Raw genomic sequence first — 18,290 nt, 5'->3', positions numbered from 1 at the left:
GAAGTTCGTTCACCGTATCTACGTACACTTCCATTAAGTAATACCTCTTGATTTTTTATGAAGAATGGGGTATTATCCAAGCCTTTTGCTACGGGAAATAAGTATTATTTAAAATAAAGGTGACTACCATTAAATAATCTCTTGGTCTACAATCATTTATTCAATCGGCCCCATAAACTGCGTAATTAAATAAATATGTTCAATCAATTTAACTTTTTGCAGATTCTCTACTTTTTCTGTCCCTCCTAATCCAAGAAGAGGAATATAACCAAAACACTCATTATAAGCTGGTATTCCGTAATTTTGGATGGCTACTAAATAAGGATTCCATTCTATGTCTTCTTCTAAATATTCTTCTTCCTCAAGAAATCTTAAAAATAGCTCAAATTTAGAAGCAATGACTTTTGATTTTCCTTTACGATAATTTAATTGAATAATATATGATTTATCACCATATTTCTCAAGCAAAAGGATATCCCCCATACTTGTTGTAAATAATGGTATTGTATTTTGATGTCTAATATATGTTTCTTTCACAATTTCAAAATAATCTTCAGGATTAATTAACCTAAGAAATCCATTCAAGGTCGTTCCAAATCCATACTCTTTCCAAATACCAGTTAATGATTCAGGAAGTGTATTAGAATATTTTTCAATTATACTTTCAGGGACTTTTTGTTCCAGTTTAAATTCACTCATTATTTTTAAGGTATGCAAAATTTTTCCTCCTTCAATTTGTTAATTTGACATTCAAATAGATATTTTTCAATTGCTCTTCATTCACGTTCGAAGATATTTTTCAAATTTGTTCATCTAGTACATTTATTCAATCCTCCATTGAGAACATAAATACTGAATCTCCTCAGCGACTTGACCTGGATTATATAAGACCGCTTGAGTTTTCATTCATTCACTTCTTTAAGTGTTAATCCTTATTCAATTTATCTCTTAATGCTCTTTCTCCTGCTGCTTTTTGTGCTGCATTTCCTTCTATTGCTCTACATTCATCAATAAATCGCTTCCGATTTTGCTGATACTCATATACGGTTAATGCATTCATACCTTTTTCTTGATCCTTTAACTGTCTTGCAAATTCTTCTGAATCGAATTTAGTTACGTAATTAAAGTCTACTTCAATTTCATCAATTCGCGGAACGTTATCTAGGTCCTTTCCTTCACACGTATCCTTAGTAGGTACTTAAACACAAATTTAAAAAATCCACAGTATAAAATTTTATCACTGTGGATTCTAACATTTATTTTTCTTGGCAATGCACCATATCATAAGGGTAATATGAACTATCTTTCAAGGTTGAGTCATCTAATTTTAAAATTTTAGCGATTGCTCCACTTTCAAAACTCCAGTAACCACTATAAATGTCATGTTTATTTTCATGTGCATCATACCATGCTTCTTCTGAATGTCCCTTATACCAATATTCCTTTATATATTTCTCTAAATTTTTTATAGCATTCTCTTGTGAAATTTTATTACTCTCAATTACTTCTTTTAATTTTAAATATGGATCTTTTACATAAAACTCACTTTGCTCATAAAAATCTGATGGCTCACCATTTCTAAAAGCAATAAAATAATTAATCAAATAATCATTTAATCCTTCTTTCCTGACCATCGCTATTAGTCTATTAAATTCTTTATCTTCAACATTTAGCATTACTGCTATAGATATCATCCATAACATACGTATATATCCACTTTCTTTATTCCACGCTTTTTCCATTATATTTATTACTTCAGGTAAAAAATCACGAATAGTTTGAATAGAACAACCCGCAGAGTACATTGCCCTTAATTTATTAAAATGATATCCTTGTAACGCTATATATCCATTCCTTACACCTTTATCACCTTTGCCTCTTTCCCCAATAACCTTTTCAACCAATATTAAAAACTTTTCTATTCTCTTTTCCTCATAATCGATAAATTCGTTAAAATATATATCATTTTTGATTTTATCCCTTAGCATAATTTCTCTTCCACCTTTTATATGTGGTAACAACTATTACGTTAAAACTTACGAGTTTGTACGAGTTCGTTTAATATACATTCCATAATTTATATTCAGCCCCCAGTAAAATGTCATCTCGCCAAAGCTCGTACCTCTTTTTCTATTCTATCATTACACATAATACTCCATGATGGTACAACACCATCATGGAGTATATAGTTCAAATATCCTATTATTTTTTTATCCACTTCACATAAACTTTATTTTTCATTCATCATTATATTTTTTAATCGTGTAATTTACTTAAAAAATCAGTAAATGTATCTGCAATGTAAAATACATTTTCTCTTGCCAGTTCTTCTACTTGTGCTTCTGTTAACCCTTCTTGACGCATTAACATTTCTTTTTCGCCAGCATTCTCATGTTCCCAAAATACCACAACAGGGTTACTTTTGGCATTTTTATAGTCAAAACATATTAAATTTCCTGCTGGATCAATTGCAATAGGGAAAATCTTTTGCGGAAGCGTAGGTTTGTATATTTCATACTTTTTAACAATGTACTCACTACTTTCCTCATCAAAACTAAATAAACTGCCAAAGCAACGCTCTACATTGCCTACATTAAATTCTTCTGGTAATACACTCGCACCTCCATTTATTTTTACACACTCAATATAATCTTGAGGTAACTGGAAGCCTAATTGTAATCCAATTTCTTTAATCTTAGTTTCTGATACTTCTGCATCAGCATATTCCCACTCTAAATCTTTTCTCATCTCATACCCTCTCCCCATCATTTATTTCCACCAATATGGTTAACTGCCCCATGAATATCTTCTAATACTAATTACATCTTTCCAGGAACCTGATGATGGTGCCAAGTAACCTCCTTTATTCTAGCTCTTCCCTTTTCAATCTGATCAAGCTATTGTGGAGTAAAAAGTTCTCTTGGCACTTCACCTTTTTCAATTTTTAAACTGTATATCATCTAGCTTAATATATAAACTTTTATCTAGTTTCATTGTAATCTTAACATCATTCCCTTTAAAATATTGGGAATCTTAAAATATCAAGCCGACAAACTATAATATCAATGGTATTGCCGATGAAATTAATATTATTGAGGATTTGCGAGCGAATGTCGGTTTTTGTTGAAAAAATAAGAATGAAAAAGGCGAGCTTTTTTATTTAGATTGATTGATTCGAGTGCATGTTGGAAGTGGCAATGAATGCTTTAGAGCATTTACAGAACTTCTTTACAAGCAACGAATCGAACGAGACATGAGAAAAGCTATCCTTGAAGTTCGTAAAAACAAATTGAATAATCTACGAATTGCTGGTAAAAACAAAGAAACCATTAACTTAAACGAAGATGATAAATAAATCTTGTCATGAAATGACACTATAAAAAAAGTCAACAGACCATTACGTTCTCCTAACGTCGCTGTTGACTTTTCTTATTGGAAATGTATTTTTGTTAGTGATCAAGGAACTCACAAAATAGCATCAATTTCCTTTTACAATTTGAACAATATCTTTCTCATCTTCACTTATCAAATCATAAAATCCTACATGAACACCTTCTTTATACAACCAACATAGGTCTGTTCCATAGGGAGCATCAAAAATTCCTAACATAACTGGGGCTATTTCTAATACAGAGTTTGCTCCTAAAACTTGAAAATTACTAGAATCATTTACATATTCATCATTATCTTCTGAAGAGTAAATAGTCCACCCATTTAATTGAGGAACTTCTGATTTTTCTCTAAATGTATAACGTATTGGTTTTCCGGCTACAACATTCTTAGAAACAATAAAACCTCCATAGTCAGAATGATTAACTTTCATATTCACACTCCTCAATAAGAGTTAATAAATCATTTCTCAAAGAATACTCTTTGGTATAACCCACACCTTTTGCTCTTCTAATTTCAATTATACAATATTAACAATTTATTTTCTTTTATTAATATATACCGCGCATTATTCATTAAGTTTAAATACATCTATGAAAAAAGCACTTGTTGTCCAAAATAACAATCAAGTTCTTTAATTTCATATGTTTTATAAGTAACATTAATCCGTCACTATTCTTTTTTTTCAATAGCCCAACTAAAGCTAGTTAATTTGGATATTTTACATATTTACTCGCTAATAATGCATTCCTTAATTTAACAAAAAATATTTTAAGATTTATTTTGCTCTTCATATTCTTTCATCTCTTCGAATTTTCTTCGCTCATTTTCATTACTAGGTTTCTTCCCTAAATATTTATATTCAAAATAATTCACTCGGTCACTCGGTCCAAAAGTAGATTGATACCATTTAGTATACCCATAATGAATTTTTACTTTACCCTCAGATGTCACAATCATGTCAAAAGAATACCAAAGTGCCTGATTATTTTTTATAAATATTTCCTGTAACTCTATACTTAAATGAAATAATTCATCATATTTCTTATCATATTCTTTTTCACTTACATTAAATACATCTGGTATATCATGGGAATATATATATTCATCTAATCTATCTGGGGTATTGAAAAAGAATAATACCCCACCCTCTTGGTTATGAATCTCTGCATTAAAATAAAAGATATCCCATTCTACGGGAATTGTATCATTTATTTTTTGAGCTATATTTTGATAGATTTTATTTAATTCTAATTCGAACACTTTTACATCAACCTCCTGTTTTATTAAGTATTTCACGTATTACCTTACGTTGACCTTCAATTTGGTATTTTATTTTAAATAAGTTTGGTCTTAGCGATGAACCTAAGTATACTGGTTCAATCTTTACTGATACTTTTTTAGGAGGCTTTCCACCTAATGCATTAGCCCATTCTACACCCGAACGATTAATTTGTTTATTTTGAGCGACTAAATTATCAATATGACCGGATCCATGGAATTGCGTTCCTATCAAGTGCCCACCATCATCATAATCATCATCAGGCAATCTATCTTCTCTTCCTGCAGCCACTTGCATTCCTGTGTTTCGTTTTCCTTTTTGAAGTATTAATCCTTCCGCCTCGACATCTACTATTCTACCAAGTTCATCTGTTGTATATTTATAACCGTCCTCAATAATATAGCGACGTTTGGCGCAAGTTCTTTCCTTCCATTTTCCCTTTAATAATGTGCTTCCTAAGATCTTTCTCTTTTATTTCAGCTATCTTAGGAGTTTCACCCGTACCCTTTAGTTAAAACAAAAAGCGATAACTGGAGTACCAATTATCACTTACTAAGTCAAACTATTTTATATACTATAAAGTAACAATTATTTTATTTTCTATGATAGTTCTAAAATTGGTGTAATTTCTCATCATGTTATTACCATATGTACTAACTGCTTCATTACCACACACCATATTTTCATAGTTGTCTTTAAATTCTTTTTTTATCGAATCTTCCAAACTATTATAGTATCTTTTGATAGCTTCCTCTGCTAATTCGCGCGACCCGTGTGTTAATATAAAATTTATATCTACCATATAACCCTTTTGAGGATAAAAACCCCTTTCAACAACCTCTTTTACAAAGTTGTTCAAATCATTCTTGCACCTTTCTACAATTGGCATAAATACACTATTTAACCAATTAGTGAATTCGTTAACTGTCCGCTCCCACTCTTCCTCATTTGCAATGTTCCAATATAACTGACCGCTTGGTACATTGCACTGACGTGTATTAATATGAAATATTTTATCTTTAGATTTTAAAGGAAGAATTGCGCATTCACCATAAAATACTACATTTTTATCAGATATATTATTCCAACTTGTATAAAAGAGTACCTTATAAATGAAATTTTTATCTTTTTTACTCATCCAATGACCAGACTTAGAATACTTCCGACCATTATCTAAATACTTTTCAGATATTAGATTACATACGCATTCAAATGCTTTATTAGCTTTCACATTACACCTCCAATAACCCCTTGCAATTTTCAATTAATTTACATTTACATCATATAATATAGTTCCAACTAATTCTCCATATGAAAAATCAACTTCATCAAAACATGTTTCAAAACAACTAGTTATATTTACCTTTGCATATTTCATATTGGCCTTAGAGAAATTAGCTTCACCAAATCTACAATCTGCAATATGCATTTCCTCTAAATTACAGCTCCTGAAATCAGCCAACTCAAAATCACAATCAAAAAAAGATGCTCTCATTAATGAAGACGCCCTTAACAGAACTCGTTTTGCCATGATACACTCTGCCCTCATCTCTGAAAAATCTGAAAAAGTAAGATCTAAATCACTCATATCTAGTCCATCTATAACCTCATCATTGTATTGAGATCGATTTAATATTTAATATTTCCATGACTTTTATTCTATTGTTGCTATTCTCCTTCATTATTACTACCTCCTTTCACTTAGCTTTTCAGATGGTCCTTCCAAGCAACATTAGGTGAGAAGAATACCCCTCTTCCATTATCACCAAAACTTGGTATTGCCATTACTTGAGCTGGTTCCAAATATTTCATTACATGTAACCAACTATCAAGCAATGTATCAATATCAACTTCCAATGAATTTTGTAAAAGATCTATGCACACCCCACCCCAATTCAGTTCTGATACCACGGCTGGACTGTTTAGTACTAACTCCTTATCAAACATATCCAAAACATGACTACTAAAATATGTTCTAGTTCCTATCCCCAAAGGACCGCTAGGAAGAAACCTAACTGGTATAGGTTGAGAACACATATTCATCCACTTATGTAAGCGTTCACGTTCCGTATTCCACGGATAGGATACTGGCCAAAACATATGAGCCACTCTAAAAGATGGTTTCACGATTTCTGCGATTTGGTCGGATAACTCAAAAAAATCCGGCCAGAATTTTTTTGGTATAGATTTATGAAACTCAAACTCTAAAAATGAGCCATGGCTTAAATTAACTTCAAAACTCCCTCTATAATTAACAGATTTATCACGATACAAGTGAACTTCAGATACCCTACGCTCCGAATTCACTTTTCTAATAATTTCCTGACGGTTATATTCTACCCGTATTGTTTCACAGTTGCCCCAATGAGTAGGAGCAAATTTCTCATTTGACTCAAACACATCCAGAAGAAGCCCCAGTATCTCTTCCTCGTTAAAAGATACTGTGGGGTACATTGAAATTGAAAAATAATTAGGTTTCATTTATATCCTCCTTAATACTAAAAATAAAGCCATGTAACTATTTTATATTTCCCCATTTATCTTCACCAGGTAAATCTGAATCAGTTTCCCACTTATGAGTGACTTTATCGGTATTTAGATCATCCAAATAGTAAATGTCATCTCACCAAAACTCGTACTCCTTTTTCTTTACTATCATTTGGTCCAACCATCATGAAGTACGTACTTTCTAACAACCTATTCTTTTTCTTTCCACACAACATATACTTTATTTTCATTAACCTTCTTATGAGTTATTGTATATTTAATTTTAGCAATACGGACATTGACATATGTGCAAATGAATTAGTAAGTATAAGTTATTAAAACTAATCCTATATATCCATTCGCATAGGATCAAAACACATGCTGCTTTTTCTATTATTGGACAGGGCCCATAAACTCAGTAATAATTAGAATATGTTCCTTCAATTTCACCTTTTTTAAATTCTCTACTTTTTCTTCTCCACCAAGCCCTAGTAAAGGTGTATAACCAAAACATTCTTCATACTCTGGTTCATTATATTGTTTTATTGCCTCTGGATAAGGTAACCAACCTAATGCCCTTTGTTTAAATGCTTCTTCCTCTAAAAATCTAATAAACAAAGAGAATTTTGAGGCTAAAACTTTTGTTTTACCTTTCCGATAGTTAATCATCACTATATACGACTCTTGATTTTCATCTTTCTCAAAAATTATAATATCACCTAGGGATGTAGTAAAAATAGGAATTGTTCCTTTACTCCCTAAGTATGTGTCGCTTACTAAAGAACTAAAATCATCCGGATTTATTACTTTTAAATAGCCATCCATAAAAGTCCCATAGCCATAAATTCTCCATGCTTCAATCAATTCTTTAGGAAGGTATTCTTTATACTTATTTATTGTATACTCTTCTACTTTACTATTTTTTTTAAAATCACTATAAATACTCAATTGACATTCCTCCTTTACTATGTAAATTTAACATTTAAATACGTACTTTTCCGTTGTTCTAAGGTTAAACTGTTTTCAATTCCTTGATTTGTTCATCAACAATATCAATTCTATACCGCCATTGACTACCTAGTGAAGAATTTATCCTTTTATCTCCCAGCCCACCAATATGCAACGGATTCCCCCCTGCTATTTGATCCGGATTATGAAGTGCTACCTGTGTTTTCAACCAACTAGCTGCTTGTTGTGCTGCATCTCCTTCTATTGCTCTACCTTCATCAATAAATCGCTTCCGATTTTGCTGGTACTCATATACAGTTAATGCATTCATACCTTTTTCTTGATCCTTTAACTGTCTTGCAAATTCTTCTGAATCGAATTTAGTTTTATAATTACAGTTTACTTCAATTTCATCAATTCGCGGAACGTTATCTAGGTTCCTCACTTCACCCGTACGCTTCGCTTTTTACTATAAGCTTTTAATTTCAGTATAAAATTATAAAAACCTTGAGAGGCATACAGCCCATCAAGGTTCACTTTAGCAATTACTTTTCTCCACTTCCTCAAACCATAAATCAAAAATATCATCCGGTAATAGTTCTTCATCATTTGAATAAACTAAATCATATCTATATTTTCCTTCATAATTGTGACATTTCCAAATGCATGCAATCCTTTAGATACAGGTGCTACATCTACGCCCCCAACACATCGCGTAACCAACGTTCATTTGTGTCAAGTTTCCGTTGTGTCAACAATCTTTTCCCATTACTGCACCGGAAACTTCCATTACACCAACACTCGCTGTAAAGGCAAATAATGCTGCACCAGCTAGTGGAAAGAACACTGTAGACCCAGCTAACAATAGCGTCGTGCCCAGTATCCCCTCATCACGCCAAACTTCCTTATGTTCATGTTGATCTTTGATTGAGTCATAGTTAAATGCACGGCTGTCTAATCTTCTCTTTTGATAGGTCTCATAAGACATGTTACTTTCCCGATTCTCTTTCTTATACGCCTCAAATTGAAATTATAATCTAATAACCTTTGGCTTGCACTCCTCAATAGCATAAATATAAAAAATGACTTTGGATTAACATCCCAAAGTCATTTTTAGTTCATATTCTCAAATTTTTTTTTATTAAACTGGCCATTTTATAGAGTACAATTCATAATAAACTTAAGTATTTTTTTTAACTAATGCCCATATACCATATTTATTATAAAATATATTATCTTCTGGAAAATGCCTACACTCAGCATACCTTAAAATAAAACTCGGACTGTTCTCATCTATACTAAACGTAGAACCATTTTCTAATTTAGGCTGCTCAATAAGATTGTATAAGCAAAAAATCCGCATCAAATCTTGAGCATATTGTGTTATTATTTGATTTTTAAAAGCAATAACATCTGGTAATCCAAAACAATGCATTCCACATGTGTAGTAAAAATCTGTTTCTTCTACTACTGTTACAAATGCCTGAAATAAATCCACTGTATCATTTGTATTATATATATTAGCCCACTCTTCAATTGTATTTGCAGTACCTGATGATTCAACTTTAACCCCAAGTCCACCAGCCTTTAAAAGTACATTCCCAACTTCAAGTATCTTTACTATTTTATCAATAGATCCGCCTTCTCCAACTAAATATACAGTTAAAAAATGGTTTTTAATACAATCAAGTTGCTCTTCTGTAAATTTACCATTCCCTGCAATCTCGAAAGCTTCCGCCAAATGTTCATCATACCCATAAATCTCGGCTTCAAAAAATCCTATTGGTTCACCAAGCTTACCAATACTATTTCCTGCAAAAATATATCCTTCACTTTGTCTTGCCACTAATTCAACAATTTCACTTCTGTTTTTCCATAACCCTGGTATACATAAAATTATTTTTGAGCTTTCCATAATAACCCTTCCTCACCATTAGTTATTTTCTATCAACTTCTTTTAGCTCGCTAAGAATTTCATTAGCAACGCCCTCGAATCTTTTAGGATCGTCAGAAATAATTTCATTAAGCAAATTGATTACTGTTAGTTTTATATCATGATTCATTCCTACAAGAATTTTAGCATACTCACTTCTATATAAATCATTATTTAAAATTCTTATGTTTAGTAGCATTGCCCACTCTTTTGCACTCTCAACCATTTTTGGTAAAGCTTTAGGCATCTCTGTTAGATATTTTCCCATTTCAAAATCTTCAATAAAATGAACTAGACCAAACATAACTTCTTCCTCTTGTGTTTCATCCTCAAATACTATACACAACTCTTTAATAAGCTTCTCATCATCACAATCTGCTAAGCTTTCTAATACACTGTCAAACTCTTCACATTCCGATTGATTTTTTTAAAATCTACAACTATATAATCTCTTGATCTCAGATTTGCTGTCCATATAAACTTCTCCTTTTAAAAAAATTAATAAAATTGTAACTGCTCAGCCATATATTTCATTTACAAGTTTGGTAAAAGGTACTCATTTTTCATCATATAGATTTCTGCCATGAAGATAAAAATGGACATACACTTCGCTTTCTTTCTATGTTTTAAAACTTTACGCGTGGCAGAAATAGGCCCTAACCGCTTCTATGTATGGCCAGTCCCTCTCGACCATTTAAAAAAATGCTTTTCAGTCGATTTTTTATAGAGTGGCTGAGTAGTTACATAAAATTAAATATTATTGAAATACATAAGACAAATAAAATTGAAAACTAAAATGTTCCTACTATTATAGACTAGTAAAGTAAATCATCATTCTTTCTTTAATTCTTTTTTATAATAATCCTCTCTTGCTTGTCTAGCATACTCTCTCAAATTTGGGAGGATCTCTTTATATACATTTTATTCTATGTATATTTTTCTCAAATTCAACAAATCAAAAGCAAGAGCATCACGCGACTCTAAAGAATAGTAGTACGCTTTCTCCTCATTAGTCATATTTCGACCGTATGTCTCAGCCCTTCTATGTCTTCCACCTGTTTTCGGTTGTTCTACATTCATTGCCATACCGTCATTTTTAGCTTTTTTAGAATCCCATTCCAGTTTTCTTACTAAGAATTCTTTTGAAGGCATGTGATGAGGTGTAATGTCATCACCAGGTGATCCTGCTTTAATTAGATCTTTATACGTTCCTATGTCCCCTTCATTTGGTAAAAGTTCTTTTGAATCTACATCTTTTACAGTATTACCTGTTCCCTTAGTTAAAACAAAAAGCGATAACTGGGTTACCAATTACCGCTTATTAAGTCACACCATTTGGTGCATTATAAAGTAACAATTATTTTATCATCTATGATAGTTTTCAAGTTGGTGTAATGTCTCATCATGTTATTACCATATGCACTAACAGCTTCATTACCATACACCCTACTTTCATAGTTATCTTTAAATTCTTTTTTATTGACTCTTCCAAACTATCGTAGCTGCTTAGTTTTTTTAATATTATCTACTTGAAATGGATAAGATTACTTTTTATGTTTTTAAATTAATGGCAAGCTATCCCTTTTTATATAATTACCGGTTTCGACACTACCGCTTAATGAGTAATTTTCTAATAGGTATTTTTTTATATTATTTAAACTTTCAACCTTAAAATAACCAGATTCTATCGCGTTTTCACTTAATATTCTTAATGTTTCATCATCAATTATTTCAACCACTTGAGGAACGAATTTTCTTTTTTCCTTTTTATACGCTTGATAAATTGTATAAGACACAGCATCTAATACTGAATACCATGCATACTGTTTTTGTGCATCTTTTTCTTCGTTCGCAAATTCAGCTACATCTATATAATCTTCGCTGTCTATATAGTTACACAAATCATCAGCATCAATTTTTTCACCTTCAAGCCACTTCCAGCAGGAATTTAGCGCTTCTCTACCAGTTTTATATCCATCTTCATCCATATTTATCATATTAAACATATTTTCTGCTATTATCAATCCTAATGCAACTTTGGCCTCTATATTGAGCTTATTAATAAAATCCATGACCATCATTCCCCACTTATTTTCTTATTTTAACCACACTTTCTATCAATCCATTTATTACCTCAAAAGATAATGTATCTCTTGGGTATTGTAAGCTTGGATCTATTTCAGTTGATACTTTAATTTTTAAATTTGGATACATTTCCGTCAATTTCTTAAATATTCCTCTTTTATCATCTGGAACAGAGTCAAACAAACCCTTTGTACATTTATTACAAATTCCATTTGGATTAGATTGATGCATGTATAGTGTCCCCTTCACACCTTCTGGTTTAAGACCTGCTTTTTTTACAGCATCTTCAAATTCAGCTATTACACCTTCTTCTGCATAATCCATGAACTGGGCATGACCTCTTCTTTCCCTACTATAAGGCGCTTTAATTTCACGATTTGGATACATTTCATCCAAACTTGGTAGGCCAGCTTCTTTTCTGACCTTTGGTGATCCACCTTCAAATCTAATACCTTCCATTCCTTTTACATCTGTTTCTCCTACTGCGATAGTATGTGTTCCTGGCACATTCCACTTCTTACGTAAGTTTTCTAAATCTTTATTTCCCAGCTCTATTTTATGTAAGCTTTCACCCGTATCCTTAACCCCACCACTCTCCAAATTCGAGATCCTACTCTGAATACTCGCCTTTGAGGCATCATGGGCTTCTTGGAATTTCCCGCTATAAGTTCGTTCCAGATTTAGCAACACTTCCATCTGGCAGTATTTCTACACCTTTAACGAATGGGGATACGGAGTCTACACCTTTTGCTAATGTATTTTCAATTATATAATACTAGTAATTTCTGTTAGCTTTAATTCATAAAAATAATTTCTATAAATTTATAATACCTTTCAATTAAAAAAGCACTTGTTGCCTCAAATAGACAATCAAGTGCTTTAAGTTCAAGTGTTTTCTAAGTTTATAAGTCGTTAGTCACTTTAGGCTTATACGTACAATCATTTGATAATTACAGTATGGTACCCTGTATGTCTTGACAAATTTCATTAATCCAATTTAAACGCAACAATTTTTCCTTCTGGATAATCCCCATCCCAACCGCAAGGAAAAGCACCGAGTTGATATATCTCAAACAATTCTTCAACAAAGGAACTACTCTTTCCGTTTATCGCTCTATTGATGGCACAATTAGTAAGGTCAGCTACAACATCGTTATAAAATATACTATATTTAAATGAGCTTTTTCTCACATTATCATCAATAATTTCTAATAATTCTTCCAATCCTTTAGGCTTTTCATTTTCTGGCATTGCGTAATAAATACCCCAAACTTCACTCATTTCCAATTCTCTGATATCTTTCCAATTATACTCATCCTCGCCAAAAATCTCATCATAAGCTAAATGCTCTGCTTTTTTTATATCATTAATAATAACAATCTCATTGGAAATATTATTAGTAAGTTCGCTCTGGAATTTTTTCGAGAACTGAATTACCTCTTCAACTAAATTATTAAATTCACCATAGTTCATTACTTATTATACCACCTTTCCCAAAGGTCAACTGTTGCCCCTCCTCCTCTTTTCCATACAGGGGGCGCAACCTCTTTGTCCATTCTTTCTATTTTGTATTGTTCCAATCCAATTTCTTTAATCCTTTTAAGTTCTTTTTCAAGATAATTACCCTTCATGTATAGTGGTAATCCCTTTTCTTGAAGTAGTCTTAACTTTTGTTGCAATTCAAAAACTTGTTTTTCTATTATAGATATATCTTGCCTAATATCTATTTCATCCAATTTTCCCCTCACAAAATTACTATAAACTGCGTGATATCCTTTATGTCTAGAAGTTACACTAACATCAGCATCTGGAACTCGAAGAAAAAATCCATTTGAGGCATCGTCCATGTCCATGCCTATTTTTTGTAATACAGGATGACGTCTAAATTCCTTAGGAGTAATATGTTGCGCTTCATAAGGAGTTCGTTTTGTAGTTTTAGGCAAACCCATTTCTTCAAACATATTTTCCCCCAGTTTTGTAGAACTTCCTCCTGTCACCTTTCCGGGAGTACCGGGAATAAGCCTATTAACTTCACCCGTACCCTTAACCCCACCACTCTCCAAATTCGAGATCCTACTCTGAATACTCGCCTTTGAGGCATCATGGGCTTCTTGGAATTTCCCGCTATAGTTCGTTCCAGATCTAACGACACTTCCATCTGGCAGTATTTCTACACCTTTTGCTAATGTACTTTCAATTATATAATACTAGTAATTTTTGTTAGCCTGAATTCATAAAAAATAATTTCTAAAAATCTATAGCATGTCTATCTATTAAAAAGGCACTCGTTGCCTTTCGTAGACAATCAAGTGCTTTAAATTCATCTGTTTTAAGTAGCATTAAATTTGTAAATTTTGTAGTAACAGTATTATGACACCTTTTTATATGGTAACAAGTAATACATTAATACTTACGAGTTCATTATTATTGTGTCCTTTCCATGTCTTTTCAATAAAATATCATCTCGCCTAATTCTCACGCTTTTCTTTCTAATACAGTTGTAAAAATAAAAAATTCAATAGCCACTACGTTCTCCTAACGTTGCCATTGAATTCCTTTACTAAGCATGTACCTTTGTCAGCGTCCAAGTAACCAATAAAATAGGCACATTTCTCAATTTATTTTTCTATTATCAACCCTCCCAAATCCAAAACATTTTTATTATTTCGAATTCAGGAGGTGAAAAGTTTAAATGCATTTGTAGTAACACATGGTGTTATTAAAATTGTACGTGGCCAAAAATAGCACATTCTAGATGGTTATGCAATCTTGATATTAACTTATAAGAAAATCTTGATCGGATTCAAGGGTGAAGGCATACAATCCTTAGGTCTATCTATAATATTTGATACACCTTTCTTGAAAAGGAATTCTATCATCAAGCAACACCTCTTCTTGCAGGATTTTTGTTATATTCTCTATTTTCCCAATGAATAATGCGTAAAAGTCGCCCGAATTTGGATATAAAAACAGACCATATCCCTTTGGTGACAGTATTTTGTTGGCCATCTTGATCTTATCGGGTAAAAATTCATAATTAAATGCTTCTAATCTCTCAAGTTCTTCTTGTGTTGCTAATTCAATTTGGTGGGCAAATTCGTAATCAAGAATAAAATTGACAATTTCTTGGTATTGCTCACCTTTATAGTCAACGTATAAAAACTGTTTCGTTGTCAATCCATATTTTAATAGGTCTTCATGTAAGTCATAACCTCCTTGTTCCTTCAAAAATGTTTCCAAATCCTTGCTATCAGGAAATATAATCTGCGCTATCCCTTGATCAGGCATCTTAGCTTCCTCCCTTTTATTGAAATAATTCTCCATGCTTGTTAGGAATATATTCTGGGTAGTTTTTACGATAAAATTGATCGATCATCTGAAGCACGGGATCCCACTCAGGGTATGGCTCACGTTCTCTAAATACCATTTTTGCTTCTGGAGTATTCATCAGAAAATTATCGAATTGAGTAGGTACTGGCAACCCTAGTTGTTTCCTTACATGGATCAAGAATAAGATTTCAAAAGGATAAAATCCGTATCCGAAATCGCCAAATTCACCTAGCTGTCCGATTTCAGAAGCTAATGCAGAATGATACTGTGACATTATCGAAATTAGATGTTCTATTTCTTCTAAATCACCAGTCGACCAACGTTCCAGCACTTCATCATAAATATTCAGGTCTTCAGGGATTGAGCCGCATCGCAGTTCAGCTTCCTTAAACTTATTTTTCACAGCTAGATGCAATTTTTTATTCGTTCCCATGATGGTTTTATTTCTATACTGCAAGTACAGCTCTAGCAAAAACCAAATATGTCTATCCTCTTCATTGGCATCTATTAAATGTTCACCGAAGTGATGAGTCATAAAATCATATAATATATTTTCTTCTTTCTCCCATCCATACATTGCAAAATGAACTAATGTGAGGACGACTTCTCTAAACGTATATCCCAAGATCATTCCTGGATACCTGCTTGTATAGAGATCCTGTCCCATGCACTGGTAAAATAAAACCTTCTGCATGTTCTTTAATCCTTCTGCATTGTTTCCACCGCTGATCAATACATCGTTTTTCCATAATGACAAGTGATATGAGGAAATTTTGCTTAGATTTATTAATAGTATGTGATCTTTCTCTGTTTCATTTTGCTCAACGATTTTCTCAATCTTTCTTCTACTGACATTATATTTATCTTTCACATCTTCAAATTTGATTCCATCCACAAAATTTTTGCTATATTTTTTAAAAGCCATTTCTAACTTTTTTTCGTTTATCATTGTATCCTCCCTATGAATTAATCTATTTCCTTCCATTCCTTTACCTGTAACTCATCAACGCCGAATCCAATATCAGTGATCTTGATATCTGTTTCAACTCTAATAAAATCGAATTTTAGACCAGGATTCTCCTCCATCAGTTCCTCTAAGTTACCTTTAAAACTGTCATACCTAGGATCTTTGCTGTTAACCATGCCTTGGAAATACTTATCTCCGCCCTTTTTCTGTTTATTCGAGTAACTAAAACTAGCGGAATCTGATGCCTTTGATTCAATAATAGTTAACTTTGGCGGCGGCCCTTTCGATAGGAATGCTGCATCTATACCATTTCTCCCCACTTGGAACAGATCGGAAACATCTTTACCTAAATCACTGTCTCTAGCTACGATTTTTGTCACTTCTTCCCCAAAATCACCTTTATCATGAGAAAAATATTTAGAATTATCGATTTTTCTTTCATACTCCTTTGCAACCTTCAAGTCATAATGATCACTAATAACATCTTTCGTATCCAACTTGTTGGCCAATTTATTTTTTTCTCGCGTTAATCTTTTGACTTCTTTGTCATTTCCCTCTATTTTCAATCTATTTATTTCTTTATCTAACTCTTTAATTTCTTTTGAGATATTGTCTGAAATGTTACTGCCATAACCAACTTTACCCGTACCCTTAACCCCACCACTCTCCAAATTCGAGATCCTACTCTGAATACTCGCCTTTGAGGCATCATGGGCTTCTTGGAATTTCCCGCTATAGTTCGTTCCAGATCTAACGACACTTCCATCTGGCAGTATTTCTACACCTTTAACGAATGGGGATACGGAGTCCACACCTTTTGCTACTAGACCTTTAATGAAGTAGTCCGCATCATTAATCTTATCTACGGTTTTCCAGCCTTGTATTTTTAAATTTTTTAATAGATTATTTTCCTTAAGCGATTGTACCACATTTCCACCCAAATTTGGATTAAAACCAGGCATTCCTTCTTTGAATTTTAATAATTTCGCTAAATCTGCTAATTCACTCGTGCCTTTGAATGCTTTTACTCCTTTTCCTAATAGCCCTACAACTGGGATTGCATCTAATCCGCCAAAAATGAAGTTTCCTGTCCGTTCTTCTTGGCTCAATTTCCTGTGTGTTCCCCAGTCTTCTCCGTCAATACCACTTTTTATTTGTACAGCGCCATATACAACTGCGGCAGCAGTCCCAAGTGGTGGGCAAAGGATTGTTGTGATGATGATCCCTACGCCTATTCCTATGTCTCGCACCATTTCTAGTTTTTTCTGTTCATCTTCTATCGATTTGTATTCAAATCCTCGTGTGGATGGGACTACTTTCTTATATTCTTCATAATTTAGTTTTGCATCTGGGTTTTGTTTTTTTAGTTCTTTGTACTCCGCTCTCAGTACGTTATCAAATGCAGGTGAATCTCTAAAAATATCTTCTATTGTTATTTTATCTTTTTTTGTTTTTATTGTTTGTGGTACACTTCCGTACCCTGCGTGCGCATCTGGTAATACTGTCGTTGTTGTAGAGCCAATTCGGTTATTTGTTTCGAAGCTAAGAATAGATGTATCTCTCATTTTTTGAGCGAATTTATCCATTTCTACTAAAAAAGGTTTATCTATATGTTCAGAGACCAATCGCCCTGCTTCTCCGCAATACCTTTGTAATGTCGAATAGCTATCAAGTAATTCCCCGATTTTTTGCGATTGATCTTTTGGGTTAAAATGTATACTGCCATCTGAGTCTAAATCTCGTATTCTTCCATCAATTTTTTTCAATAATTCATTTGCGCGCTGTAATTTTATGAGTGCATCTTTTGTAATTCGATTCATACCATCCCCCATGTTTTGCCATGGTTCAGGTCTATATTTCACATCCAT

At 32.8% G+C, this 18,290-nt stretch carries 20 protein-coding genes and 4 pseudogenes; all 24 read right to left on the bottom strand.

Annotated features, from left to right (window positions below; translation table 11 throughout):
- Positions 1-156: 156 nt before the first annotated feature.
- The 24 genes and pseudogenes from ACUN28_RS13120 to ACUN28_RS13005 all read right to left on the bottom strand — a co-directional run bounded on the left by ACUN28_RS13120 (position 157) and on the right by ACUN28_RS13005 (position 18,290).
- On the bottom strand, positions 157-699 hold the full coding sequence (locus tag ACUN28_RS13120) for a T6SS immunity protein Tdi1 domain-containing protein (protein WP_033660169.1): 543 nt from the start codon (positions 697-699) through the stop codon (positions 157-159).
- Between the two features lie 226 nt (positions 700-925).
- Positions 926-1,138, bottom strand: a complete 213-nt coding sequence (locus tag ACUN28_RS13115; RefSeq protein ID WP_223261053.1) for a polymorphic toxin type 15 domain-containing protein — start codon at positions 1,136-1,138, stop codon at positions 926-928.
- A 118-nt stretch (positions 1,139-1,256) separates the two neighbouring features.
- Positions 1,257-1,988, bottom strand: coding sequence for a PoNi-like cognate immunity protein (locus ACUN28_RS13110; RefSeq protein WP_016087106.1), 732 nt, complete (start codon positions 1,986-1,988; stop codon positions 1,257-1,259).
- A gap of 268 nt (positions 1,989-2,256) precedes the next feature.
- The gene (locus ACUN28_RS13105; RefSeq protein ID WP_033660170.1) at positions 2,257-2,748 is read right to left on the bottom strand and encodes an SMI1/KNR4 family protein; all 492 of its coding nucleotides are present in this window, start codon (positions 2,746-2,748) and stop codon (positions 2,257-2,259) included.
- 730 nt (positions 2,749-3,478) lie between these two features.
- A complete protein-coding gene (locus ACUN28_RS13100; protein WP_016087104.1) occupies positions 3,479-3,823 on the bottom strand; it encodes a DUF2185 domain-containing protein in 345 nt (114 codons plus the stop codon).
- A gap of 338 nt (positions 3,824-4,161) precedes the next feature.
- A complete protein-coding gene (locus ACUN28_RS13095; protein ID WP_445423393.1) occupies positions 4,162-4,653 on the bottom strand; it encodes an immunity protein YezG family protein in 492 nt (163 codons plus the stop codon).
- Between the two features lie 7 nt (positions 4,654-4,660).
- Positions 4,661-5,183, bottom strand: a pseudogene (locus ACUN28_RS13090) (DNA/RNA non-specific endonuclease); the annotation flags it as partial.
- A 63-nt stretch (positions 5,184-5,246) separates the two neighbouring features.
- Positions 5,247-5,903 (bottom strand): hypothetical protein, encoded by a 657-nt coding sequence (locus ACUN28_RS13085; RefSeq protein ID WP_445423392.1) that lies wholly within the window; start codon positions 5,901-5,903, stop codon positions 5,247-5,249.
- Positions 5,904-5,957: 54 nt separating this feature from the next.
- Positions 5,958-6,354: pseudogene (locus tag ACUN28_RS13080) on the bottom strand (pentapeptide repeat-containing protein); the annotation flags it as partial.
- Between the two features lie 19 nt (positions 6,355-6,373).
- Entirely contained in the window at positions 6,374-7,153 is a 780-nt protein-coding gene (locus tag ACUN28_RS13075) for a hypothetical protein (protein WP_016087099.1), read from the bottom strand.
- Positions 7,154-7,552: 399 nt separating this feature from the next.
- Positions 7,553-8,107 (bottom strand): T6SS immunity protein Tdi1 domain-containing protein, encoded by a 555-nt coding sequence (locus ACUN28_RS13070; RefSeq protein ID WP_016087098.1) that lies wholly within the window; start codon positions 8,105-8,107, stop codon positions 7,553-7,555.
- Between the two features lie 64 nt (positions 8,108-8,171).
- Positions 8,172-8,552, bottom strand: coding sequence for a polymorphic toxin type 15 domain-containing protein (locus tag ACUN28_RS13065; protein WP_016087097.1), 381 nt, complete (start codon positions 8,550-8,552; stop codon positions 8,172-8,174).
- A gap of 306 nt (positions 8,553-8,858) precedes the next feature.
- Positions 8,859-9,095 carry a hypothetical protein gene (locus ACUN28_RS13060; RefSeq protein ID WP_016087096.1) on the bottom strand — a complete coding sequence of 79 codons (237 nt, stop codon included), beginning with the start codon at positions 9,093-9,095 and terminating at the stop codon, positions 8,859-8,861.
- A gap of 192 nt (positions 9,096-9,287) precedes the next feature.
- A complete protein-coding gene (locus ACUN28_RS13055) occupies positions 9,288-10,022 on the bottom strand; it encodes a DUF4261 domain-containing protein (RefSeq protein WP_016087095.1) in 735 nt (244 codons plus the stop codon).
- Positions 10,023-10,044: 22 nt separating this feature from the next.
- Positions 10,045-10,515 (bottom strand): annotated as a pseudogene (locus tag ACUN28_RS13050) (Imm30 family immunity protein).
- A gap of 446 nt (positions 10,516-10,961) precedes the next feature.
- On the bottom strand, positions 10,962-11,351 hold the full coding sequence (locus tag ACUN28_RS13045) for a hypothetical protein (protein ID WP_016087093.1): 390 nt from the start codon (positions 11,349-11,351) through the stop codon (positions 10,962-10,964).
- Positions 11,352-11,599: 248 nt separating this feature from the next.
- Positions 11,600-12,112, bottom strand: a complete 513-nt coding sequence (locus ACUN28_RS13040; protein WP_016087092.1) for an Imm6 family immunity protein — start codon at positions 12,110-12,112, stop codon at positions 11,600-11,602.
- 16 nt (positions 12,113-12,128) lie between these two features.
- Entirely contained in the window at positions 12,129-12,632 is a 504-nt protein-coding gene (locus ACUN28_RS13035; protein WP_229195334.1) for a hypothetical protein, read from the bottom strand.
- Between the two features lie 39 nt (positions 12,633-12,671).
- Positions 12,672-12,894 (bottom strand): annotated as a pseudogene (locus ACUN28_RS13030) (DNA/RNA non-specific endonuclease); the annotation flags it as partial.
- A 218-nt stretch (positions 12,895-13,112) separates the two neighbouring features.
- On the bottom strand, positions 13,113-13,598 hold the full coding sequence (locus ACUN28_RS13025; RefSeq protein WP_016087090.1) for a hypothetical protein: 486 nt from the start codon (positions 13,596-13,598) through the stop codon (positions 13,113-13,115).
- On the bottom strand, positions 13,598-14,323 hold the full coding sequence (locus ACUN28_RS13020) for an AHH domain-containing protein (protein ID WP_080117916.1): 726 nt from the start codon (positions 14,321-14,323) through the stop codon (positions 13,598-13,600). The genes ACUN28_RS13025 and ACUN28_RS13020 overlap by 1 nt, the downstream gene beginning before the upstream one ends.
- A gap of 634 nt (positions 14,324-14,957) precedes the next feature.
- A complete protein-coding gene (locus ACUN28_RS13015; RefSeq protein WP_001113307.1) occupies positions 14,958-15,413 on the bottom strand; it encodes a hypothetical protein in 456 nt (151 codons plus the stop codon).
- A gap of 16 nt (positions 15,414-15,429) precedes the next feature.
- Positions 15,430-16,404, bottom strand: a complete 975-nt coding sequence (locus tag ACUN28_RS13010) for a hypothetical protein (protein ID WP_016087088.1) — start codon at positions 16,402-16,404, stop codon at positions 15,430-15,432.
- A gap of 17 nt (positions 16,405-16,421) precedes the next feature.
- Positions 16,422-18,290 (bottom strand): hypothetical protein, encoded by a 1,869-nt coding sequence (locus ACUN28_RS13005; protein WP_016087087.1) that lies wholly within the window; start codon positions 18,288-18,290, stop codon positions 16,422-16,424.

Source organism: Bacillus sp. WC2507 (genome assembly GCF_052656125.1).
This window is presented reverse-complemented; position numbering and strand designations above follow the sequence as displayed.